This window comes from Bacillus sp. A1 (genome assembly GCF_042296235.1).
GTDB lineage: Bacteria > Bacillota > Bacilli > Bacillales > Bacillaceae > Bacillus > Bacillus velezensis.
In genome coordinates, this window is the sequence record NZ_CP141181.1 from 2,021,414 (window position 1) to 2,047,448 (window position 26,035).

A 26,035-nucleotide genomic window follows, 5' to 3' on the forward strand; every position below is an offset into this window, starting at 1 on the left:
AATCTCCCCGTCGCCTTTTTCTACAGTTCCTCGACAAAACTCGCTATGCTGTCCAAATCATCAGATGTTAACGTTTTGCTGCTAAAATCACTAACGGTTTTTTCTGATTCCTCTTTGCCGGTGCAGTGCGCCATAATATCACGCAAATATTGCTGTAAGGTTTGCAGCAGCTGTTCCATCGTTTCTTTGGAGAAGCGGCTCGGCGGATAGCTCAAACTGAAGTGAAGTTTGTTTTGTGCGGCCATCGCGCTCATTTCCACCGCTTGTTCCCGCTGCCATGTCGGCGTGATGTCGTGCCCGCTCGCGAGACCGGACAGACTGAACGTGTGCTGATCTTCTGTATCATTGAATTGCCCTAAATAGTTAAAGCTGATTTCAGGCGCTTGTCTGAAGCGGATTGTTTTTTGTTCAGGCGGTGTCATGTATTTTAAAATGCCGTAGCCTATTCCTTTATCCGGTATTCTTCCGAGTGTGTCTTTGACCGTTTTTACCGCCGTCCCAAGTTCTGAGCCTGCTGTATTCAAGTCAATGAGCACCGGATACATGGAGGTAAACCAGCCTACGGTGCGGCTGATGTCAAGCTCCGGCACGATGTGCTCTCTCCCGTGCCCTTCCATCGCGATGCGCAGTCTGCCGCCCCCTGTCCAGTCCCGTAAAGCCAAAGCTGCGGCAGTCAGAAGAATATCTTGCGTATCGGTATGGTAGGCCCGGTTGACCTGCTGAAGCAAAACGGACGTTTCTTCTTCTGTAAGCGTAAAGCTTACCGTTTGCCGAATGCTGTCGGCTCCCGTCTGATGCTGCGGTTTTTCATAAGGAAGTTCGGCGGCTGTTTCTTCTTCAATAAAACGCCAATATTCTTCTTCACGCATCAGCTTGCTGCTTTTTGCGTATTCCGAAAGCCTTTCAGCGTATTGCTTAAACGAATCGGTCTTTGGCGGAAGCTGGACCGGCTGACCTTTTACGGCTTGAGTGTAAGCGGCAGATAAATCCTCCAGCAGAATACGCCATGACACTCCGTCAACCGCCAGGTGATGTACGGTGATGAATAAATAATCCCCGGACCGGGTTTTGAACCAGCCGGCTTTTAATAACGGCCCTTTTTCAATATCCATCCGCTGTTGGAGCGCAGCCACTTCAGTTTCTATTTCTCTTTCCCAAGTATCTGTCTCAGACATATCCCAAATGTCCAAGGTGTACAGTTCAGCTTTTTGAATACCGTGATTGATTTGTCTGATACTTTCGTTTTCTTCACTGACGGTGATCCGGAGTGCATCATGATGAATGACAAGGTGCTCCAAGGCTTCTTTGAGCGGCTGTTTTTGCAATGCGTCAGAGCTGAACATCATGACGGACTGATTGAAATGATTTCTGTTTTCCATCCGCTGTGATAAAAACCAGTGCTGAACGGGTGTCCAAGGTATGTCTCCTTCCACCGGCCGCTGATCGATGACTCTTTCCGCTTTCCGGATAAGAGGCGCGAGTTCCTTAATGGACGGATGCCGGAATAAGTCACTTGCCGTCATTTTCCGCCCATAGCGTCCGAGCCGTGCGGAAACTTGCAGCGCTTTGATTGAATCGCCGCCCAACTCAAAAAATGAGTCTTCAATCCCGACTTGTTTTGTGCCGAGCACTTCCTGCCAAATCACGGAAAGCTGTTCTTCAAGCTCATTGCGGGGAGCTGTGTACGCGGTTTGAAGCGCGAGCTCCGGTTCGGGCAGATTTTTCCGATCCAATTTACCGTTCGGCGTAAGCGGCAGCTTCTCAAGTTCCATCATATAGGCCGGAATCATGTAATTCGGCAGTTGCTGAGAAAGTGAAGAACGCACTTTTTCTGTATCCATGTCCGCCTGCAGACTCATATATGCGATCAGTTCTTTATTGCCGGACTGCCCGGTTCTGACTGACACGGCAGCTTCTTTCACACCGTCCAGGCTCCTCAGTGCGGCTTCAATCTCTCCCAGCTCGACCCGATAACCGCGGATTTTCACTTGATCATCCATCCGCCCGGCATATTCGATCGCTCCGTCCGGCAGCCAGCGGGCTAAATCTCCGGTGCGGTACATCCGTTCTCCGGGAACAAAAGGATTAGGGACAAATTTTTCTTCCGTCAGCTCAGGGCGGCCGAAATATCCTCTTGCCATACCGTCTCCGCCTGTGCACAATTCGCCGATGACGCCGATCGGCTGCGGTGTTCCCCTGCTGTTTATGATATATGCGGTTGAATTTCCGACAGGGCGCCCGATCGGTATTGAATGATCGTATGATTGTTCAATCAAAAAGCAAGTCGAGAACGTCGTGTTTTCAGTCGGTCCGTATCCATTCCATACTGAGAGATGCGGCAGCGCATTCCGAACCCGGTTTACATGGCTCGGGGACAGTGCTTCCCCGCCGATAATCAATCGGGATAATCCGGAAAACACGTCTTTATTTTGTTCTGATAAATGGTTGAACAGAGACGATGTCAGCCACAGTGTCGTAATGCCGTTTTGCTGTATAAATGTTTCCAGAACATCAGAGTCGAGATAGGTTTCCTGGTCACTTACATATAAAGAAGCGCCGTTTAAAAGCGGACCGAATATTTCAAATGTCGTAACGTCAAATCCTAATGATGAAGTAAACAACAGTCTGTCTTCCGGCGTAAAATCAATATAATTGCTGTTTTTCACAAGGCGGATCACGCTTCGCTGTTCAATCATGACGCCTTTTGGCGCACCTGTTGACCCGGACGTATAAATCATGTAGGCCAACGATTCAGGTCCGCCGAGCGGTTCGGGATTTTCCGAACTCAAGCCGGCCTTTGTTTGAATATCCTCTATGAATAAACGTTTTCCTGAAAGCGGCAGACCGTCAAGTTTATCAGATTGGAGAAGAATATCAGCTTTACAGTCTTTAAGCATCCATTCAGCCCGTTCCCGCGGCACATCGTCACCGATAGGCAAGTAGGCGCCCCCCGCTTTTAATATTCCGAGGATTCCGGAAGCAAGCTCTGTTGTGCGGCCGGTTAATAAGGCGACAACGCTTTCCGGACCGACGCCATTTGATCGGAGAGCCGCCGCTATTCTGTTAGCCCGTTCGTTCAGCTCACGGTATGTCAAGATTTGTCCATCATATACAACTGCCCGGGCATCGGGGGTTTCTTTTGCCTGCCGCTCAAATAAACGGCTGATGGTTTCGTGTCTTGGGTAATCGCTTTTCGTCTGATTAAACTGATAAATGACGCGATTTGTTTCAGCATCATCCAGTACGTGAATGTCACCAAGCGGTATCGCTTGGTTTTCAATTACTTTTGTAAGAATACGGGTAAAATAAGAAAGCCATTTTTCAATTGTCTGTTTTTGATAGATATCTGTATTGAATTCAAAATCAAAGCTGATGGAACCGTCAGACCCTTCTGACGCGTAAAGCGTGGCATCAAACTTTGCGGTTTTATGACTTGTATCCGCAGCTTGAGTCAAATGCAGCTTATTTAACACCAGGGATTCACGCTCCATGTTTTGGAGCACAAACATAACGTCAAACAGCGGATTGCGGCTCATGTCCCGCTGCACGCCGAGCCGTTCCACAAGCTCCTCAAACGGATAGTCCTGATGCTCATACGCCTCAAGCGCCGCCTGGCGGACTTCCGCCAAATAATCGGTAAACCGTTTGTCTCCTTTCGGCTCCGTTCTGATGGCCAGCGTGTTGACGAACATGCCGAGAATCGGTTCAAGGTCTTTGTGCGGGCGCCCGGCAATCGGCGAGCCGACGATGATGTCTTCCTGCCCGCTCAATCGCGCGAGTAACGTATTGTACGCGGCGAGAAGCACCATATACAAAGTGGAGCCGTGATCCCGGGCGATGCGGTGAAGGCCGGATGCGGTTTCAGCGTCAAGCGTGCATGATACGCTGCCGCCCGCAAAGCTTCTGACAGCCGGACGGGGCTTGTCAGCCGGAAGCTCAAGCACCGGCAGCTCTCCTTCTAGCCGCTTCAGCCAATAGGCTTCCTGCTTCTGGTATCCTTCTTTCTCCTGAAACGACCGCTGCCAGACGGCATAGTCTTTATATTGAAGGCGCATCGGCGCAAGCGAACGGCCTGCGTACAGCTCGCCGAATTCTTTAATCAAGGTGTTGACGGACACACCGTCAGAAATAATATGATGCATATCCGTTAATAAAAGATGACGTTCATCCGATTCTTTCACGAGGGCCGCACGGAAGAGCGGCCCTTCCTCCAGACAAAACGGCCGGACGAATGCGTCAGCTGACTCGGCCTCATCCAGCTGAAACGGCACGCTGTCATGGATGCGCTGCACCGGTTCGCCGTCAGGCCCCGTTTCAAAGGACGTTCTGAGCGACTCGTGCCGCTCCACAAGCTGCCGGAATGTCTCCTCCAGCCGGCCGCGGTCAAGCGGGCCCGTCAGTTCCAGCACAGCCGGCATATTGTAGCCGACACCGCCGTCTTCAAGCTGCTGGAGCACATACATCCGTTTCTGCGCTGAAGACACCGGGTAGGTGTCCTGTTTTTGCGCAGGCTGAATCGCTTCATACGGGCTCTCTTCCAAGTCCTGAATGACCGAAGCGAGCTCTTCCACCGTCGGCCGGGCGAAGATGTCCTGTAACGGCACCTGAACACCGAACTCTTTGGCGATGCGGGAGACGAGAGCCGTCGCTTTTAACGAATGGCCGCCCCGCTCAAAAAAGTGATCCCGGATGCCGACGGGGCCGTTTTTCAGCACCTCTTCCCAGAGGGCGCAAAGCTTCATTTCCGTGACGTTCCGCGGGGCGGTGTACGCCTGTCTGTCTGCCGCTCCGTCGGGAGCCGGCAGCGCGCGGCGGTCAAGCTTTCCGCTCGGCGTGACCGGCCATTCGCTCATCTCTATAAACTGAGCCGGCATCATGTAGGCAGGAAGGCGTGCCGCAAGCTCCGCCCGCACGTCATCGCTTTCCCGTCCTTCGATATAGGCATAAAGCGCGGTTTCGCCGTGTTCGGTCCGGGCGGTGACCGCCGCCTCACGAATGCCGTCGATGCGCCGGATCGCCGCTTCGATTTCTCCCGGTTCAATCCGGTAGCCGCGGACTTTCACCTGTCCGTCTGAACGCCCGAGCCATTCGACAAGGCCGTCTTCTGTCCAGCGTGCGATATCGCCTGTCTGATACATGCGCTCGCCCGGATAAAACGGATCATCGAGAAAACGCTCCTCCGTCAGCTCAGGCCGGTTCAGATAGCCCCGGGCCACCCCTGTCCCTGCGATGTACAGCTCTCCTGCCACACCCGCAGGCTGGATGGTTCCTCCGCTATCTAATACATACAGACGGGCACCAGGAACGGGTTTTCCGATCGGAAGCCTTGTCCGTCCGCTGTCCCGTTTTCGGTCACAGACGTAAAACGCCGCATCAACCGTCGCTTCCGTCGGCCCGTAGCCGTGAATGAGCACGGTTTCCGGCAACAGATCGGCAAACCGGGCAGCTGTAAGCGGGGAAAGAGCTTCCCCTCCGGCAAACATGCGTGTCAGTGTTCTGCCGAGGCGTGTTCTTGTTTCCGCAGGCTCTGTTTCCAGCGCGTCTAAAAAGCTGTTGACCATCGCCGGAATAAAATGCGCGGTCGTCACCTTTTCTGAGGCAAACGCTTCAATCATCCGCACAGGATCTTTCTCCCATCCGGCAGGAAGCAGATACACGGAAGCGCCGGACATCGTCCACCAAAACAATTGCCAGATGGAGGCGTCGAATGAAAAGGATGATTTCAGCACGATGATGTCCTCTTCCGTTAACGGGAACTGCCCTTGCATCCCTGATAAAAAGGCGGCAGCTTGACGGTGTTCAACAGCCACTCCCTTCGGTGTTCCCGTCGAACCGGACGTATAAATGATATAAGCGAGCGAATCAGCATCCGCTTCTTCAGAGACAGCCCCTGTCTCCGTCTCGCCTGTCAGAGCAGAAAGAGACACTTCTAGCGTCTCGCCGGAAAAACCGGAAAGGGATAACCCCGGCTGTGCAAGCAGGAGACAAGCGCCGCAGTCATCGAGCATATAGCGCAGCCTGTCCTCAGGATACTCAGGGTCAAGCGGCACGTAGGCGCCGCCCGCTTTTAACACGGCAAGCACTGAAACCACCATCTCCGGCGAGCGTTCGGCGAGTACGCCGACCATGCTTTCTTTGCGGACGCCTTTTTGTCGGAGCCAAACGGCCAGCCTGTCTGTGTACTGGTCAAGCTCGGCGTACGTCAGCATGCCGCCCGGAAAACGGAGCGCCGGACGATGCGGCGAAAGCGCGGCACGGCGGGCAAACAGCCCGTGAAGCGTCGGAGCCGGCGGTTCAACCGCTTCTGTACGGTTAAACGCATCCAGCATATTTCTGGCTTCACACGCATCCAGCAATGCGATCTCGGAGGCGCTCATTTCAGGGTCGGAAATGACTGACTTCATCATATGCCGTAAAAATGTTTCAATATTCTTCATAAAAACACGATCGTATATACCGGTATCAAAGTTTAAGCGGATATAAAGAGAACTTCCCGGAATCACCTTTATGCTGCATCCGTAGTTTGTGACTTCCTCCATCGTGAAATCTTCTACCGCAAAATCAAATGAACCGGCCTGACTCACATTTTCAATTTCACGCTGGGCCGGCACATTTTCAAACACGATAATGTGGTCAAACAGCGCTTGCTTCAAAGGGCTTTGCGCCTGAATGTCATACAGCGGATAATAGCTGTACGCTTCTGCTTGCAGCGTCTCCTGCTGCAAATGCCTGACGAGCTCCAGAAAAGAAAATGAACCGCTTTTCACCCGCACGGGAATCGTATTAATAAACAGTCCCACCATTTTTTCCACGCCTGCGAGATCCGACGGCCGGCCGGAAACGACTGAACCGAAAACGGCGTCATCACAGCGGCTGACACGCTGCAGCAAAATGCCCCACAGTGCCTGGAACACTGTATTCAGCGTTGCTCCCGCCCTTGCCGCAATGTTCTTCAGCTCATTTGTCTGCTCTTCAGAAATGGTGAAAACCGCCTGCTCAAGTTCGCCATTTGGTTCCGCGGATTTTTTCGGAAGAGACGCCGATTGCTCAAGATCGGCAAGTCTCGTTTTCCAAAAAATCTCGGCTTCTTTACGATCCTGCTTCATGAGCCATTTAATATACTTTCCATATGGCTGAACAGGCTCGAGAGACGGAAGCCGTCCGTCTCCGAGAGATTGATAGATCATCAGAAATTCCTTCATGACAATTCCGAAGCACCAGCCGTCCATGACGATATGATGATGGCTCCATATACAAACATAGCGTTCGGGCGCTTTTTTCAAAATGGAGACTCTCATGAGAGGGTCTGATTGCAAATCAAAGCCTTTATCTTTATCTTCTTTTCTGAACCGGTCGGCATATTTGTCTTGTGCCTTCTCGTCCAAATGAGAAATATCATGAAACTGAACGCGGCTCGGCCTGTTTTTCAACACGACTTGGCGGGGCTTCGCCACATTCTTATGAATAAATGTCGTACGGAAAATATCGTATCGTTCAAAAACAGCATCTAAACTTTTTTGGAATCGTTCCCGGTCAAGCTGTCCGTTGATCGTAAACACCGCTTGTTCGAAGTAGGCTCTTGAGTCATGATCCAACAGAGAATGAAAAAGCATGCCCTCCTGCATAAAAGATAAAGGATATATATCTTGTATTTCCGGTTGCTGCCCCATTGCGCCACTCCTTTTCTATAGTTTGTTGACGGCTCCCATAATGTCACTCAGATCTTCCAGCGTTAACTCCTCGTCACTGAAATCAGCGGCGCTCCATTCACGCTCCTCTTTGCCTGTGCAATGCGTGATGATCTGCTTGAGAAAGGCATGAAAATGTCCCGTCAAAACTTCAATCGTTTCTTTTTGATACTGAAAACGGTTGTACACAACATGCATGCTGAGACATTCCGACGATACGGAGCCGCTGATATCAAGTGTGTACGGACGTTCCCAGTCCGGGCTGATTTCATTTCCCGCTTTTACGGGAGAAACACCAAAGCCGCTGGAACGGATCTCCCTGTCAAACTGCCCCAGATAGTTAAAACTGATTTCAGGAGAATCAGATTCAGTCTCTTCCCAGAGTTTGCTTATATACTTCAGCACCCCGTATCCCGCTCCTTTATGCGGAATGCGGCGCATCATGTCTTTTGTCCGTTTAATGTGATAGCCGAGCCGCTCGCCGTCATCAGCCTGATCTTGAAAACTTGCGTCAACCAATACCGGATAAATTGACGTAAACCAGCCGATGGTTCTGCTGATATCAAGATGTTCCAAGTGCTCTTCCCTTCCGTGGCCTTCCAAGCTGATTTTGAATGTCTCGTTTCCGGTCCATCTGTTCAGCGCAAGGCTTAACGCGGCAAGCAATAATTCGCCCGTCTCTGTTGTGTATGCTCTGTTTGCTTCCGTTAACAGCTGCTCAGTCTCCTGTTTTGTCAATGTAACGGTCATCACATCTGTATCTTTCAGAAGATTGGAAGAGGTGCGGGCATCTTTCGGAAGCGGTTTGACCGCCGCTTTTTCTCTTTCGGACCAGTAGTCTGCTTCCTGTAACAGCCGGCGGCTTTTTGCATAATCAGAGATTTGCTTCGCGTAAGTCTGATAGGAATCGGTTTTTGCCGGAAGCGCGGTTTCTTTTCCTTCGAGCGCCTGCCTGTAGCACGCGGTGAGATCCTCAAATAAAATCCGCCATGATACACCGTCAATGACAAGGTGATGAATGGAAAGCAGCAGATGATCGCCATCATTAGCGTGAAATAATCCGACAGCTACGAGCGGCCCCGTCTCCAGCCGAATGGAAGTTTGAATACGGGCGGCCGCCTGTTCAATTGCGGCGTGCTCCTCTTGTAATGAACCTTTCTCTCTCACGTCATGCGTTTCAAACGTAAAGAGTTCTTCTTCAGAAAGGTCTGCCGCCCTGTTGTATTGAATCACCGATCCGTTTTGCGTGCCGCATATCATCCGTAATGCGTCATGATGAACCGCGAGCTGTGCCAGCGCCTTTCTCATGGCGATTTCATTGATTCTGTCCGCACTGCGGAGCATAACGGACTGATTAAAATGATCGTGCGGCAATGATTGCGACAAGAACCAGTGCTGGATCGGCATCAGCGGCACGTCTCCCGTGACGGGAGCCTGATCAATCACGCGGCGGACTTTCCGAAGCCGCATCGATACTTCTCCCAGTGTCTGATGCTCGAACAGCTCGCGGACGGTCGTTTCATAGCCCTGCTGTTTCAGCCTCGCACATACTTGCAGCGCTTTAATCGAATCCCCGCCGAGATGGAAGAAATGAGCATTGGGACCGAGGCCTTCAACACCTAAGAGTTCTTCCCAAATGTCAGCCATCATTTCTTCAGTTTCATTTCTCAGGCTGATATCATCTCCAAGGCTATCATTTAATTCAGGCTGCGGGAGCGCCTTCTCGTCCAGCTTCCCATTCGCCGTCAAAGGCAGTTCATCAAGCTCTATCAAGCGGGCGGGAATCATATATTCCGGCAGAAAAGCTCTGAGAGAGGCCTGAATCTCTGCTTCTTTTATCTTTTCGTTTCCGTGTAAGACCGCGTATGCGTAAATGGAGTGCTGACCGTGCTGATCAGCACGTGTGATCACGGCGGCCTCTTTCACGAAGGAAAGCTCCTGCAGCGCTGATTTAATTTCTCCCAGCTCAATTCTGTGGCCTCTGACTTTTACTTGCGCATCTTTCCGCCCGACATATTCCAGCTCGCCATTTGAGAGCCTTTTGGCGATATCGCCCGTCCGGTAGAGCCGCATGCCGTGCGGATTCGTGATGAAACGGGAGGCGGTTAAATCATCCCTGTTTACATACCCCCTCGCGACGCCTTCCCCGCCGATATAAAGCTCACCGGGAATTCCGATCGGCTGCGGATTCATATAAGCGTCCATGACAAAAGCATGAAGGGTTTCCAACGGTCTGCCGATATTGCTTTTGTTTCTCTCAATATCATCCATATTCAGTTTTTTGCATGTGACGTGAACCGTGGTTTCCGTAATACCGTACATATTAACAAGCTCCGTCTCCGGGTACTTCTCTTTCCAGCTTTTCAGCATGCCGGGCTGAAGCGCCTCTCCGCCGAAAATGACATATCGAAGCTTCAGCTTGTCCGTATGCCCGGCTTCTTCATGAATGAGTCCGGAAAAAGCCGTCGGCGTTTGGTTCAGCACCGTTACGCCTTCACTTTGCAGCAGCTGCCGGTACAAATGCGGATCACGGGCTGTGTCTTTCGGCACGATAACTACCTTTCCGCCGTATAAGAGCGCGCCGAATATTTCCCAGACAGAAAAATCAAAGCAATAGGAATGGAACAGCGTCCAGACGTCTTCAGAGCCGAAATCAAACGGCAGTCCTTTATGTGTGATAAGGCTGATGACATTGCGGTGTTCCGTCATAACGCCTTTCGGTTTTCCGGTTGTACCCGATGTGTAAATCACGTAAGCCGGCTGTTCAGGCGTTATCATTTCTTTCGTTCTGTCTGCTGAAACGGATTCAGGCTTATCGATGTATAATACCGGCAGCCCGTCCATTCCGGATATCCCAAGATCCGATTGCGTCAACAGAGCACGCGCGCCGCTGTCAGTCAGCATAAATGAAATCCGCTCGTCCGGATAGTCAGGATCAATCGGCAGATAAGCTCCTCCCGCTTTTAAAATACCGAGAATCCCAATCAGCATATCCGGAGATCGTTCGGTCATAATTCCGACAATCTGTCCGGAGCGGATGCCGTTTTCCGACAGCATATCGGCGATTCGATCCGCCTTTTCATTGAGCTCGCGGTAGGTGAGACGCTCATGAGACATGACGGCTGCAATTTGATCCGGCATTTTTTCCGCCTGTGCTTCAAATAAACTGACAATCGTTTCATGCCTCGGATACTCCGCCGTTTGATTTTCCGCTTGAAGAAGCATCTGCCGCTCGTTTATGCCCAGCAAATGAATGTCAGACAGCTTCCGTTCGTAATCCGCTGCGATTTGTCCTAAAAGCTCTTTAAAATGACCGGCCCACCGTTCGATCGTATCTTTTTCAAACAACGCGGTACTGTATTCAAAATGAAAATCCAGTGAGCCATCCGGCCGTTCCTCGGCATGAAGCGTCAAGTCGAATTTTGAAATGTCATGTTTCACTGCATGTGAAGAAACGGCTAAGCCCGGAAGGTTCACTTCGAAATCATCACTGTTTTGCAAAACGAGCATGGCATCAAACAGCGGATTGCGATTGACTTCCCGGTGTGTATCAAGCTTTTGGGCAAGTTCTTCAAACGGGAAGTCCTGATGTTCGGCCGCGCCGAGGGCGAGCATTTTCACCTCTTCTAAATAAGCGCGGAATGTCTTATCCCCTTTCGGCCTGCTTCTCATTGCCACGGTATTTATAAACATGCCGATGACCCCGTCAAGCTCAGCGCGGCTTCTGCCGGCCGCAGGTGAACCGACGACAATGTCTTCCTGCCCGCTCAATTTAGAAAGGAACAAGGAGTAGCTTGCCAAAAGAATCATATACAGCGTCGAACCCGTCTCATCCATGAGCCGGCGTAAATTCTCCGCCGTTTCCTTTTGAAGGCGCGTTCGAACAACGGACCCGCTGAAATCAGGAAGCTGCGGGCGCTTTTTATCGAGCGGCAGATCAAGTACGGGAATGTTTTCCCCGATCGTCTCCAGCCAATAACGCTCATGTCTTTTGAATTCTTCAGCGGCAAACCGCTCATGCTGCCAGACGGAAAAATCTTTGTATTGGAGTTTTAACGGCCGCAACTCTTTTCCTCTGTATAAATCCGTCAATTCTTGAATCAGAACGCTCATTGACACACCGTCTGCGATAAGATGATGCATATCAAGCAGCAGAAAATGACGTTCTTCAGTGACTTTGGCTAAAGTCACTCTCAAAAGCGGCGCTTTTTCCACGTCAAACGGTTTGACGAAAGTTTCCATCACCTCTTGAAGAAGGTTCCCGGATGGCATGTGAATCTCTGTGAGGTCAAGATCGACATGTGAATGTATGTGCTGCATCGGCTCCCCGTTTCGTAAAACAAATGATGTGCGTAACGCTTCATGCCTTTGTAACAGCGCTGAAAAGGCTTCGTGCAGACGATCCCGGTTGAGTCTGCCGCTCAGTTCCAGACAAGCGGGCATATGATAGCCCGTGCTGTCCGCCGCAAGCTGGTGAAGGGCATAGAGCCTTTTTTGCGCAAAAGATAGCGGGTACATGTCCTTTGCCACAGCAGGCGTGATTTCTGCATATTCTCCTCTTTTCCTCTGTTCAAGGAAGCGGGCCATGCTCTCGATTGTCGGATGTTCAAAAACATGGCGGACGGCAAGCTCAATTTGCAGCCGTTTATGTATGTTTGAAACAAGCGACGCGGCTTTCAGCGACTGTCCGCCGATTTGGAAGAAATCATCTCTCGTACTGATGTGTTCCCGTTTCAGCACTTCTTGCCAAATAGACAGCAGCTCAGTCTCAAGCATTGTGCGCGGAGCTTGATAATCACCGGTTCTCTCGGCTTCTTTCGGCTCAGGAAGTGCGGCCCGATCAAGTTTTCCGCTCACAGAAAGCGGCATCTCCGTTAATTTGGTAAAGCTTCCCGGTATCATATAAGCAGGTAATCTCCCGGCCAATTCGGCATGAGGGTCAAATGTCACACCCGCGTTTTCCAGTACGACATAAGCTGCAAGCTCCTGTTCCCCGTCCGCCGCTTTGCGCACGGTGACTGCCGCCTCTTTTACCCCGGACAGACTTCTGAGTGCCGTTTCGATTTCTCCTAATTCAATTCTGTAACCTCTTATCTTCACCTGATCGTCAAAGCGTCCCATATATTCAATCGTTCCATCCGGTAAAAATCGGGCTGCATCTCCCGTTCTGTACAGCCGTTCACCTTCACGAAACGGATGAGGGGTAAAGACTTTGTCCGTCAGCTCTTTTTGCTGAAAATATCCGTCCGCCAGACCTTTTCCGGAAATACACAGTTCACCGACGGCTCCGACCGGCTGCATCCGATCTCCGTGCATCATATAGACAGAAGTGTTGGCAATCGGGCGCCCGATCGTAATCCGGCTGCTTTTTTGAAGGTTGCGCAGAATCGTCGTGGCCACACTGTTTTCCGTCGGACCGTATTCATTCAGCAGCTCGGCATTCGGGCATATGCCGCGGCTCGCTTCCACGATATCAGGAGTGGCCGCTTCCCCGGCAAATGTCACCGCCCGAAGCGTCTGCGCATCCTTTTTCGTCAGCGAATCAAGCAGAACGCGATAAAGAGACGGAACGATCAGAAGATGGCTCACCCCGTGGCGGGTGATTTTCTGTTTTATTGAAAGGACGTCTTTCGCATCATCTTCATCAGTTAACAATACACAGGCGCCCGACAGAAGCGGAGTGAAAAGACTCGTTAATGACCCGTCAAATACGTATGAAAAAAGATGAAGCGCTACGTCCCCTTCTGTCATCCCGTATTCTTCACGCCGCCATTGCAATGTATTGCTGATCGCTTTGTGTTGTACAAGCACCCCTTTCGGCCGGCCTGTCGTTCCGGAGGTGTAAATGACATACGCCCAATTTCCGCTGTCAGATACCGGCGGAAGCGGTGCGGTCTGCTGGGAAACCGTTTCCTCCATGATGACGACGCTGCCCTTGAAATGCGGCGGAATGAGGGGGAGCAGGTCTTTTTCAGTCACGAGCAGTGAGGCTTCACTGTCTCTCAGTAAAAATGAAATCCGTTCAGGCGGAAATTCCGCATCAATCGGCATATAGGCGCTGCCCGACTTCCAAATTCCGAGCAGAGCGGCAACCGTACTAATTGATCGGCGCAGCATAACAGCGGTGATCTGGTCGGGGCGTGCGCCTTTTTCCCTTAACGCATGCGCAATCTGATTCGCCCGCTGATTTAATTTCTTGTAGCTCCAGCTTACCCCGTTATATCTCAACGCCTCTTGATCAGGCGTTTTTGCCGCCTGTTCTTCAAACAGCCCATGAACGGTTGTCTCAGGGTACGGACGGTTCGTTTCGTTAAACGAATGAATCAGGGCTTCTTCCTCCGGAGGCACGAGACTGATGCTTGATAAAAGCCTGTCCGGATCTTCCGTTACACAGGAGATGACCTCCAGAATGTGCCCTTTGATCCGTTTCATGTCTTCCCGATCGTAGATGCCCGCATTGTAGCTGAATTTCACATAAAACTCTTCTCCCGGAACGATGACGACGTTAAGATCGTAATTGGTTTCTTCCGCCATCGAAAAGTTTTCAAGTGAGAGCGCACTGCTTTCCGTTTGCTGCCAGCCGTTTACCGCAGCCTGCATTTGAACCGGATAATTTTCAAAGACAAGGATATGGTTCAAGAGATCTTTTTGCAGACCGCTCTCGTTTTGAATGTCATAAAGCGGATAATAGCTGTGCTCTTCCGCAGCAAGTGACTCTTTTTGCACCTTTTTGAGAAGAGAAGAAAAAGTCATATCACCAGCCGCGCGCACCCTTACCGGCACGGTATTGATAAACAGTCCGGCCATGGATTCGATGCCGGCGATAGCTGACGGCCTGCCGGAAACAACTGAACCGAATACCGCATCTTCAGTGCCGTTGTAACGATGGAGAAGCAGTCCCCAAATGCTCGTAAACAAAGTATTCAGCGTGACCCCGGTGCTTCGGGCAATGTCTGTCAGCTTTTGCACGGTTTCAGACTCAAGGAAAAATTGAAAATGCTCAGATGCATAACCGTTTTGCGCCGGCTTATTCTTCGTTTGCGGGACGGAAACGACATCTCCGTAATCTTCCAAGCAACGCGACCAGAACGCTGACGTTTCTTCTTTATTCCGGCTTCGGAGCCATTTGATATAAGAGCTGTAAGGAGCCGGACTGCCGAGGTTTACAGGCCGCCCGTTTCGGATCGCATAATACATGCTGAAGAAATCTTTCAGCACAATGCCCAAGCTCCAGCCGTCCATCATAATGTGATGATGAGTCCAAACGCATGTATGGCGGTTTTCTCCTGTTTGAAAAAGAGTCAGGCGCATTAAGGGGCCTTTTTGCAGATCGAACCCCTTATGCCGGTCGGTTTCCTTGAATTTGTCAATGATGCTTTGCTGCCGTTTTTCCGAATAGTCTGAAATGTTCTCAGTCTGTACGGCTGTGTCACGGCGTGAAAGGACAACCTGCTGCGGACCTTCAAGGTCAGGCACTTCTTTTATGAAAATCGTTCTGAAAATATCATAGCGGCTGACAAGCATATCCAGACTTTTTTGGAATGTATCAATGCATAAATCCCCGCTGACTGTAAATGAAATCTGCTCGACATATGCGTTTGATCCGGAATCCAGAAGCGAATGAAACAGCATGCCTTCCTGCATATATGATAAAGGGTAAATATCTTGAATTTCTGTCGCTTGTGTCACGAATGCCACACACCTTTTTATGAAATTAAAGTCCTTTTACGAGATCTTCAATGCTTGATAGTGCTTGAGCGGTCAATTCTGTATGGCTGTAATCCGTTAATGTTTTTTCCCGCTCTTTCTTGCCGGAACAGTGGGCGATGATGTCCTCGAGGTGAGTATGGAAACGATTCATGAAGAACTCGATTGCCCCCGGTGCAAATACATTTGTATAAACGGCTTTTACCTCCAGTTGCCCGGCCGCCACCATCGCGTTAATATCCAGATCAAACTCGCGGATGCGCCCGGCCGCTATATCATGCTGCGGCTTGAACGGTGACATCTTCAGCGTTCCCTCAAGACCGTCAAACGCACCGAGATAGTTAAAGCTTATTTCTGGGTCTTTATAAAGAATGTTCCGCGAATATCTCAGCAGCCCGTAGCCGGTTCCGTGATGAGGAACCCGTCGCATCATGTCTTTTACCGTCTTTATGCGGTGAGCGGTCTTTTCACCTGAGCCGCCCGGCACTCTCATATCCAAAAGCACCGGGTAAACAGATGTAAACCATCCTGCCGTTCTTGACATATCAATGTCAGGAATATGCCCCTGGCGACCGTGCCCCTCAGTGCTGATAAGGATCTGTTCAGAACCCGTCCACTCATGAAGCGCCATTCCAAGCGCCGTTAAAAGCAATTCATGAACATCCGTTCCGTATGCCTGCTGTGTTTCCAACAGCAGCTGTTTCGTGACTTCGCTGCTTAATATCCACGATGCAGTGCGGGCGTTTTCCTGCAATCGTCCGGCGTTTTCATCAGTTATTTTCGGCAGCGGCGCTGTTTCACTAGACATCACGCTGTCCCAGTATGCGGCTTCCTCCAGCAATACTTTGCTCTTGGAAATGTCAAAAAGCTCTTCGGCATACTTTATATAAGAATCGCTTTTCGGCGGCAGTTCGATTTGTTTGCCTTCTAATGCCTGCTGATAAGCTGTCTGCAGATCTTCAAGCAATATCCTCCATGACACGCCGTCCACGATAAGATGATGAATCGTTATAAGAAGATGGTCGGCTTCCTTCTGCCGGAACACTCCGAGATGAAGCAGAGGGCCTTGATCAAGGCGCATAGCCTGCTGTATTTCTTCTTCCTCAGCGGCTATCCGTTTTTCGGGCTGCGTTTCTTCTGAAATATCTATGACGTTAAGCGTAAATATTTCTTCATGCTGCTTTGTGATTCCGCGATTATATTGAACGGCTTCCCCATGCTCATTTTCAGTGAAAGTCATTCGCAGCGCATCATGATGTTCTGTCAGCGCGCAAACCGCCTGGTACAGCGCATCTATTTCGAGGCTGTCTTCAGTGCACAGCATGACTGATTGGTTATAATGAAGCTCAAACGCACCCGGCTCCTCAAAAAATCTCTGCTGGATCGGTGTCAGCGGAGCGCTTCCTTCTATCGGCCCCTGATCAGCCGTTGCAACAGCCGGCGTGAGGTGCTTCGCGAGTTCTGCAATCGTCGGGAACTGAAACAAATCGCGGATCGACATGTTCCAGCCTTCTCCGGCGAGTCGGGCTGACACTTGAAGCGCCTTAATGGAATCTCCCCCAAGCTCAAAAAAAGAGTGATGAATTCCCGCTTTCTGAATATGAAGCACATCTTCCCAAATCCGGCATAACATCGCCTGTTTTTCATCGCCGGGCGCGACAAATGCCTGTGATGAATGTATCTGTTCTGCCGGTAATGCCGATTTATCAAGTTTGCCGTTCAGTGTCAGGGGCATGCTGTCTAAACCGATAATATGAGACGGCATCATATAAGCCGGAAGCTCCTGCATAAGAGACTGGCGGAGTGATGAGATATCGGCCTCTTTAGGAACGATGTATGCCGCTAATCGGGCTTGTCCTTCGGCATCTTTCATCACGGTAACAGCCGCTTCTTTGACTTGATCGTGTTTCAAAAGCACACTTTCTATTTCTCCCGTCTCAATTCTGTAGCCTCTGATCTTCACCTGCTTATCAATCCGCCCTTGAAAGCGAAGAGTTCCATCCGGCAGCCAGCAAGCCTGATCTCCGGTTCTGTAAAGCGTTTCTCCCGTTTGTAACGGGTCACTGAATGCGCCCTCTGTCAGCTCAGGCTGTCCCCAATATCCTTTGGCGACGCCGGCGCCCCCGATATACAGCTCTCCGAAAACGCCGATCGGCTGGACCTGTTTGTCTTTGTTTAAGACGTACATTTGTACATTCGGAAGCGGAACACCGATCGGCACATCATCTTCCCGCGGCTCTTCGCTCATTTTAGCTTCATAATACGAAGAATCAATTGTCGCTTCTGTTACACCGTAGCTGTTAATGATCCGCATTTCTTTTCCGAAGCGTTCTTGAAGCGTATAAAAATCCTGCGACTTGATCATATCTGAACCCAGTACAAGTATTTTTACACTTTGCAGCGCGAGCTTCCGGCGATATATATATTCCATAAACGGAACAATCAGCGCGGGTGTCGACTCCATAAACGTGATACGGTGCTGATCAATGAGCCGATAAAGCTGTTGTGGCTCAAGCCGGACGTCATCCGGACAAATGACAAGCGTTCCCCCGTTTAGCAGGGCGCGTGCAAGATCCCCTGAAAATACATCAAATGAGAAACTCGCCATCTGCAGCACTCTGACCGGTATAAGATCAAGCTCATAAATCCTGCGCCATGCAAGTGCTGCATGCGTAAAGCTGCGATTTCTGACTTCGACTCCCTTCGGCGTTCCCGTTGTTCCCGAAGTATATATGATATATGCAGTATCATCCGGTGACGCTGCCGGCTGAATATTCTTTGCACAAATATCGTATTGATCTTCATGATCAAGCTGAATGAGAAATAAATTGTTATCCGTCAGCTGTGAAGCAAGTTCTTTGTATTCTGACTGCACCATCAAGACGGATGCCGCGCTGTCTTTTAATAAATAGCGAATCCGTTCCTCGGGATAATGGGAGTCAACCGGTATATACGCCCCTCCCGATTTCATGACGGCGAGAACACTGACGATCGCTTCAATCGAACGGTTTGCCAATATGGCGGCTCTTTTTCCCGGACCGAATCCATTTTTGTGTAATGTTCGCGCAAGCCGATTTGCCCGCTCATTAAGCAGCGAATAGCTGATCTGCTGTGCTCCTTCAATAACAGCGGTCTGATGAGGCGTTTCTTCTGCTTTCTCTTCAAACAACTGGTGAAACAGTTTGTGTTTTTCCATGAATTCGGTTTGTGTGTTATTAAACTCAATCAGTAACTTTTGTTTTTCTTCTTCATCCAAAATGTCAGCTTTCGATAGTATGACTTCCGGTTCGGCGGCAACATGGCGCAAGAGATTCAGTAAGTGGCCCATCCATCGTTCAATCGTTTCTTTCATAAAAAGCTCGGTGCTGAATTCCATTTCAAAGCGGATGTTTCCATCGGATTCAGCCGCTGATAAGGTCAGGTCAAAACTTGATACATCATGTTCGGTATGCTCTGATCGTGACGCCTTCAGACCGGCCAGATTTATCTCCTCTCGCTCCATATTCTGAAGAATAAACATCGCATCAAACAGCGGATTGCGGCTCATGTCCCGCTGCACGCCGAGCCGCTCCACAAGCTCTTCAAACGGGTAGTCCTGATGCTCATACGCCTCAAGCGCCGCCTGGCGGACTTCCGCCAAATAATCGGTAAACCGTTTGTCTCCTTTCGGCTCCGTTCTGATGGCCAGCGTGTTGACGAACATGCCGAGAATCGGTTCAAGGTCTTTGTGCGGACGCCCGGCAATCGGCGAGCCGACGATGATGTCTTCCTGCCCGCTCAATCTCGCGAGTAACGTATTGTACGCGGCGAGAAGCACCATATACAAAGTGGAGCCGTGATCCCGGGCGATGCGGTGAAGGCCGGATGCCGTTTCAGCGTCAAGCGTGCACGATACGCTGCCGCCCGCAAAGCTTCTGACAGCCGGACGGGGCTTGTCAGCCGGAAGCTCAAGCACCGGAAGCTCTCCTTCTAGCCGCTTCAGCCAATACGCTTCCTGCTTCTGATATCCTTCTTTCTCCTGAAACGACCGCTGCCAGACGGCATAGTCTTTATATTGAAGGCGCATCGGCGCAAGCGAACGGCCTGCGTACAGCTCGCCGAATTCTTTAATCAAGGTGTTGACGGACACACCGTCAGAAATAATATGATGCATATCCGTTAATAAAAGATGACGTTCATCCGATTCTTTCACGAGGGCCGCACGGAAGAGCGGCGCTTCCTCCAGACAAAACGGCCGGACGAATGCGTCAGGTGACTCGGCCTCATCGAGCTGAAACGGCACGCTGTCATGGATGCGCTGCACCGGTTCGCCGTCAGGCCCCGTTTCAAAGGACGTTCTGAGCGACTCATGCCGCTCCACAAGCTGCCGGAACGTCTCCTCCAGCCGGCCGCGGTCAAGCGGGCCCGTCAGTTCCAGCACAGCCGGCATATTGTAGCCGACACCGCCGTCTTCAAGCTGTTGGAGCACATACATCCGTTTCTGCGCTGAAGACACCGGGTAGGTGTCCTGTTTTTGCGCAGGCTGAATCGCTTCATACGGGCTCTCTTCCAAGTCCTGAATGACCGAAGCGAGCTCTTCCACCGTCGGCCGGGCGAAGATGTCCTGTAACGGCACCTGAACACCGAACTCTTTGGCGATGCGGGAGACGAGAGCCGTCGCTTTTAACGAATGGCCGCCCCGCTCAAAAAAGTGATCCCGGATGCCGACGGGGCCGTTTTTCAGCACCTCTTCCCAGAGGGCGCAAAGCTTCATTTCCGTGACGTTCCGCGGGGCGGTGTACGCCTGTCTGTCTGCCGCTCCGTCGGGAGCCGGCAGCGCGCGGCGGTCAAGCTTTCCGCTCGGCGTGACCGGCCATTCGCTCATCTCTATAAACTGAGCCGGCATCATGTAGGCAGGAAGGCGTGCCGCAAGCTCCGCCCGCACGTCATCGCTTTCCCGTCCTTCGATATAGGCATAAAGCGCGGTTTCGCCGTGTTCGGTCCGGGCGGTGACTGCCGCCTCACGAATGCCGTCGATGCGCCGGATCGCCGCTTCGATTTCCCCCGGTTCAATCCGGTAGCCTCGGACTTTCACTTGTCCGTCTGAACGGCCGAGCCATTCGACAAGGCCATCTTCTGTCCAGCGTGCGATATCGCCCGTCTGATACATGCGCTCGCCCGGATAAAACGGATCATCGAGAAAACGCTCCTCCGTCAGCTCAGGCCGGTTCAGATAGCCCCGGGCCACCCCTGTCCCTGCGATGTAAAGCTCTCCTGCCACACCCGCAGGCTGGATGGTTCCTCCGCTATCTAATACATACAGACGGGCACCAGGAACGGGTTTTCCGATCGGAAGCCTTGTCCGTCCGCTGTCCCGTTTTCGGTCACAGACGTAAAACGCCGCATCAACCGTCGCTTCTGTCGGTCCATAGCCGTGAATAAGCATGGTCTCCGGCAACAGATCGGCAAACCGGGCAGCCGTAAGCGGGGAAAGAGCTTCCCCTCCGGCAAACACGCGTGTCAGTGTTCTGCCGAGGCGTGTTCTTGTTTCTGCAGGCTCTGTTTCCAGCGCGTCTAAAAAGCTGTTGACCATCGCCGGAATAAAATGCGCGGTCGTCACCTTTTCTGAGGCAAACGCTTCAATCATCCGCACAGGATCTTTCTCCCATCCGGCAGGAAGCAGATACACGGAAGCGCCGGACATCGTCCACCAAAACAATTGCCAGATGGAAGCATCGAATGAAAAGGATGATTTCAGCACGATGATGTCCTCTTCCGTTAACGGGAACTGCCCTTGCATCCCTGATAAAAAGGCGGCGGCTTGACGGTGTTCAACAGCCACTCCCTTCGGTGTTCCCGTCGAACCGGACGTATAAATGATATAAGCGAGCGAATCAGCATCCGCTTCTTCAGAGACATCCCCTGTCTCCGTCTCACTTGTCAGAGCAGAAAGAGACACTTCTAGCGTTTCTCCGGAAAAATCGGGAACGGATAATCCCGGCTGTGCAAGCAGAAGACAAGCGGCACAGTCATTGAGCATATAGCGCAGCCTGTCCTCAGGATACTCCGGGTCAAGCGGCACATAGGCGCCGCCCGCTTTTAACACGGCAAGCACAGAAACCACCATCTCCGGCGAGCGTTCAGCGAGTACGCCGACCATGCTTTCTTTGCGGACGCCTTTTTGGCGGAGCCAAACGGCGAGCCTGTCTGTGTACTGATCGAGCTCAGCGTACGTCAGCATACCGCCCGGAAAACGGAGCGCCGGACGATGCGGCGAAAGCGCGGCGCGGCGGGTGAACAGCCCGTGAAGCGTCGGAGCCGGCGGTTCAACCGCTTCTGTACGGTTAAACGCAGTTAACACCCGTTTCTTTTCATTTTCATCCGCCATATCAATATGCCGAATCAGCTGGTTTGGATTTCTAACGGCATTTTCAACGATCGTCAGCAAATGAGTTTGAATTCGTTTAATCGATGTTTTAGTAAATAAAGCGGATTGATAATCAAAATTCAGCTCAATCAATCCCGTATCTGTCCGCTCCTTAATTAAAATGGACAGCTCATTTGCCGTATGTCCGCTGAAAAACATCGCCGTTTCATAATCGAAACCTTCTGCCTGACGCCACGCGAGAGGCTGGTATTGCATCGAAATCCCGATGATATTTTGCAGGTCGTGATGAGTCTGCCTTAATTCATTCACAAAAAGATTGTAAGGATATTTCTGGTGCCGCATAACAGACAGCTGCTCTTTTCCTACGCTGCGGACAAAGGACAGGAACTCCGCATCAGGATCTGCCGTCATTCTGATCGGCAGTGTGCTGACGAACATGCCGAGCATATCCTTTTCGAGCCTGGAGCCCCGGTTTCCGTAATAAGTGCCGATGGCAATATCCTTTTTAGCCGTCAGACGGCTGATGCATATGTATAACGAAGCCATAAACAGAGAGATGATGCTGATATTATTTTCTTTGCAAAAACGCCGGATAGATTGTTCTAAGGAGTGAGAAAGAGTGATTGTATCTCTGGAAGCCGCAGTGCTTTGTCTAAGATGAGAGGTTCGTTCCGCCAGTGAAAGGTGTTCCGGAACGGTTCGGTATGTTTCAGTCCAAAATGAACGGTCTTTTTGAAAACGGGAAGACTGTAAGTATTGCTGTTCTTTTTCCATGTAGCTGAGATAGGAAGGTCTGTGATGTTCAGCTAAATCCTCGCCCCGCATGATCTTTTGGTAGATATCAATGAGCTGGTTGCCGAGCAGGTTGAGCGAGATGCCGTCCATGATAATATGGTGAAATTTTGAATAAAGCCAAACTTCTTCGTCTGACATGACAAGCAGAGTAAATTGATACAGAGGTGAATGAAACAGCTTGAACGGAACACGGGTCTGCGTGTCAATCCATGCGTCCCGCTCTGCCTGATCAGTATGAGTAAAATCAACAGTCTCTAGAGAAATCGGCCGATGCCCCGCCAGATACAGCTGGGGTTCTGATCCGTCCCCTTCTGTCAGTTGAAACCTGAGTGAATCATTTTGCGAGATAGAAAAATCTAAAGCATGGCGCAGTACGTCAAAATCGATGTCCCCCCTGAATTTGACGCACGCCGCGAGATTGCAGATACTTGTGCCCGGCTCGAGCAGCTCTGTAAACCAGACTCTTCTTTGGGCGTGAGTTAAAGAATAAACAGTGTTCTTCAATGGAATCCCTCCATTTCAATTTAAGAGGATAAGAAAGTGAAATAATTACAATTAAATTTCGACAGCATATGACTAAATCATCCATATAAGCATTATTTTAAAACATATTTTAGAAATCACAATAAAAAATTAAATTTTCTCTAACATTTTTTAGAATATAGTATATATTCCTCACTTCATTTCTTCATTTCTATAATCTTTATACCATGTAAAACGGTATGTATGCACACTACAAACTGGTTCTTAAACACTATAATAAGGAATAAAATGTATAATTAATTGCGCTTTTAAAAAGGTTTTGCCTCCTTAAAAGAAGTTTTACGTTAAAAAATGAAAAATCGGTGAACAAGTAAGAAAGTATCATGTAAAAAAAAGGAAGGATATTGCCGATATTACTTTTTGAAAAGATTGATTCATAATCGCAATATAATGTTTTACAGACATCAAAAAAGCCGAATCCTCTAAGGATTCGGCCCTTCTTATTGATTTGCCAGCACGACTGCAATTTTGTCTTCAATGTCTTTTCCGTCATCTTCGTCAAGCAGCCCGTTTTGAAGCACGGAAAAAATAAGCGTATCTCCTGTTTTTGTGTCTGCATAGCCGGCAATCGAACTGACTGATGTTAGTGACCCGGTTTTCGCTTTAATTTTGCCCTCCGCCGGGGTGCCCTTCAGCCGGTTCCGAAGGGTTCCTCCCGTCATTCTGTCGCTTGCACCGGCGACAGGGAGCGACCGAAGGAAAGCCGGGTACCACTTTTCTTTCTGAACCGCATACAAAAGCTCTCCGATTTGGCCGGCGGATATGCCGTTAATATGAGAAACGCCGGATCCGTCTCTTGCAATCAATTCATCCGGATTCAGCCCGAACGATTTGAGCTCCGATTTCATCACGTCCAAGCCCTTTTCCCAGCTGCCCTCTCCTTTTTTCACTTTTCCCATTTCCTTGATCAGAATTTCGGCGTGCCCGTTGTTGCTCAGTTTCATAAACGGGATCAATAATTCTGAAAGAGGCATGGATGTCCGTGATGTGACAAGTTGGGTGCGGTGCGGCATTCGCCCTGTTCTGATTTTCCCTTTTACAGTTATACCCTGTTTAGTAAGCGCTTGTTTCCATAAATCTAAAGCATAGGACGACGGATCCCACACCGCCGCCCATTCTCTTGCCTGTGCCGAGCCGACAGGTATGGTTCCCTTTATCGTAATCACATTGCCACCGTGCTCCCGTTCAACCGTCAATTCTTTCTTTTCATCAGAAGCGACGGTTTTCACTTCATTTTTCACACGAACGACGTCCGTATGGGGAGAAATCGAAATGCGCGGCTTTTTACCGGGCTGTTTTGCCGGGCTGATTTCCGCAATCACCGTTCCGGTATCATAATCCTCATTTGGGGAAGCGGTAAGAGCTGATACTTGCGCACCATAATATTGGCCTTCATCGCTCCACGGAAGATCAACTGAATGCCTGGTATCGTCATACCACGAGTCATCCCCGACCAGATCTCCTTTAATGACATGGATGCCTCTGGCTTTGACCTGTTTAGCCATCTTCTCAAAATCAGAACCCAATAGGGTCGGATCGCCTTTTCCCCTGAGATAAAGGTTTCCGCGCAGCTGTTTTCCTTTCACGGCGCCGTCTGCCCGTACTTCTGTCTTAAAGGTGTAATCTTCTCCGAGAACGGAAAGCGCCGCAGATGCCGTCAGCAGCTTCATCAGTGATGCAGGCCTCAGCCGCATATCTTCCCGGCTGCCGAACAGCACCTCCCCTGTTTTTGCTGACCGGACACTGACTCCCGCTGAAGCCCCCTTTAAAGCAGGTTCTTCATCCAGAATGTGTTCCAGCTCTTTTTGCAAAGTATTTTTTTGTTCAGCCGCCTTAGCCGCATCATCAATATAAGGAACTGCGGCAATGATCAAAAGCAGAATCACCGCGCTCAAGCGTTTCACATATATTTTCAATGTTATCCCGCCTCTTTCCTATTCTTCGTCATGCAAAATGGTGATCCTGGATGACGCAGCCGCTTCTTCGCCCGGTTTCAGAATCTGAAGCCCTGTCAGTGATGCAGGCTGATTCAGATTAAATGCATCTGTAACGGAAGTATAAGGCTCAAGACTGACAAACCCCTGCTTTCCGTCACCGTTATATACCACCCAATGCTTGAAAGACGTGTCTGCCTGATACAAAACGGATAATTTCTCATCCGGATGAGAAATAACAGCTTCGTTATTGCCGCCGTTCCGTCCGGAAGAAAGAAAAACATCGTCAAACTGTTTATTTTTCAAAGACATCCCATGACGGAACGCTTCTTTATCAGGCACATCCAATAAACGGCCCGTCGGCACGAAACGTTCATTTAATTCCCACATGCGGTCAGCCGTCAGAAAAAGACGGGATCGCTCTTCATTGAAAACAAATGTGGAATGATAGCCGAGCCCCCAAGGAAAAGCCTCCGTTCCCTTGTTGGTAATCAGCGCCCGCTGCGTAAACACATTGTCTTTTAATGTATAGGTCATCCGGACAATGACATCGTGCGGAAATTGTTTATGAACACGGGGAATCTTTGAAAGATCAATTTCTGTTTCGACTGTCATTCCATCCCCCTCTTCTTTCGCTGCCGCCGCTTTCCAATGCTGATTGTGAAGAAAGCCGTGAATATGATTATGTTTATCCTCTTCGTTTATCTCGAATTGATACGCGCGGCCGTCAAAACGAAACGTCCCGTCCGTAATCCGGTTCGGCGGGAATAAAACGGGAATGCCGTACAGCATCGGTTTTGCGCGGAATTGCTCCGCAGTTTCCGGTTCTCTGAGAAGCCGCATACCGGTTCTTTTATCCCGAAGCGATATGACATTTGATCCCCACTCCGGCACAATGATGCATTCAGCCTGATCAGTCTCCGCTTTTATGGCTGAAACCCCTAAATAAGTCGTATGTTCAATCGTCATAAGCACCTGCCCTTTCCTTGTTTTCTAGCATG

At 50.3% G+C, this 26,035-nt stretch carries 5 protein-coding genes; all 5 read right to left on the reverse strand.

The features are described from left to right. Window positions 1-20: 20 nt before the first annotated feature. The 5 genes from U2H13_RS09765 to U2H13_RS09785 all read right to left on the reverse strand — a co-directional run bounded on the left by U2H13_RS09765 (window position 21) and on the right by U2H13_RS09785 (window position 26,003). Entirely contained in the window at window positions 21-7,670 is a 7,650-nt protein-coding gene (locus tag U2H13_RS09765; protein ID WP_376700796.1) for an amino acid adenylation domain-containing protein, read from the reverse strand. Between the two features lie 15 nt (window positions 7,671-7,685). Next, window positions 7,686-15,377 (reverse strand): amino acid adenylation domain-containing protein, encoded by a 7,692-nt coding sequence (locus U2H13_RS09770; protein ID WP_376700797.1) that lies wholly within the window; start codon window positions 15,375-15,377, stop codon window positions 7,686-7,688. A 25-nt stretch (window positions 15,378-15,402) separates the two neighbouring features. After that, window positions 15,403-23,061, reverse strand: coding sequence for an amino acid adenylation domain-containing protein (locus U2H13_RS09775; protein ID WP_376700799.1), 7,659 nt, complete (start codon window positions 23,059-23,061; stop codon window positions 15,403-15,405). A 479-nt stretch (window positions 23,062-23,540) separates the two neighbouring features. After that, window positions 23,541-25,016 carry a D-alanyl-D-alanine carboxypeptidase/D-alanyl-D-alanine-endopeptidase gene (dacB, locus tag U2H13_RS09780; protein WP_167409316.1) on the reverse strand — a complete coding sequence of 492 codons (1,476 nt, stop codon included), beginning with the start codon at window positions 25,014-25,016 and terminating at the stop codon, window positions 23,541-23,543. An 18-nt stretch (window positions 25,017-25,034) separates the two neighbouring features. Next, window positions 25,035-26,003, reverse strand: coding sequence for an aldose 1-epimerase (locus U2H13_RS09785; protein ID WP_167409315.1), 969 nt, complete (start codon window positions 26,001-26,003; stop codon window positions 25,035-25,037). Window positions 26,004-26,035: the final 32 nt, after the last annotated feature.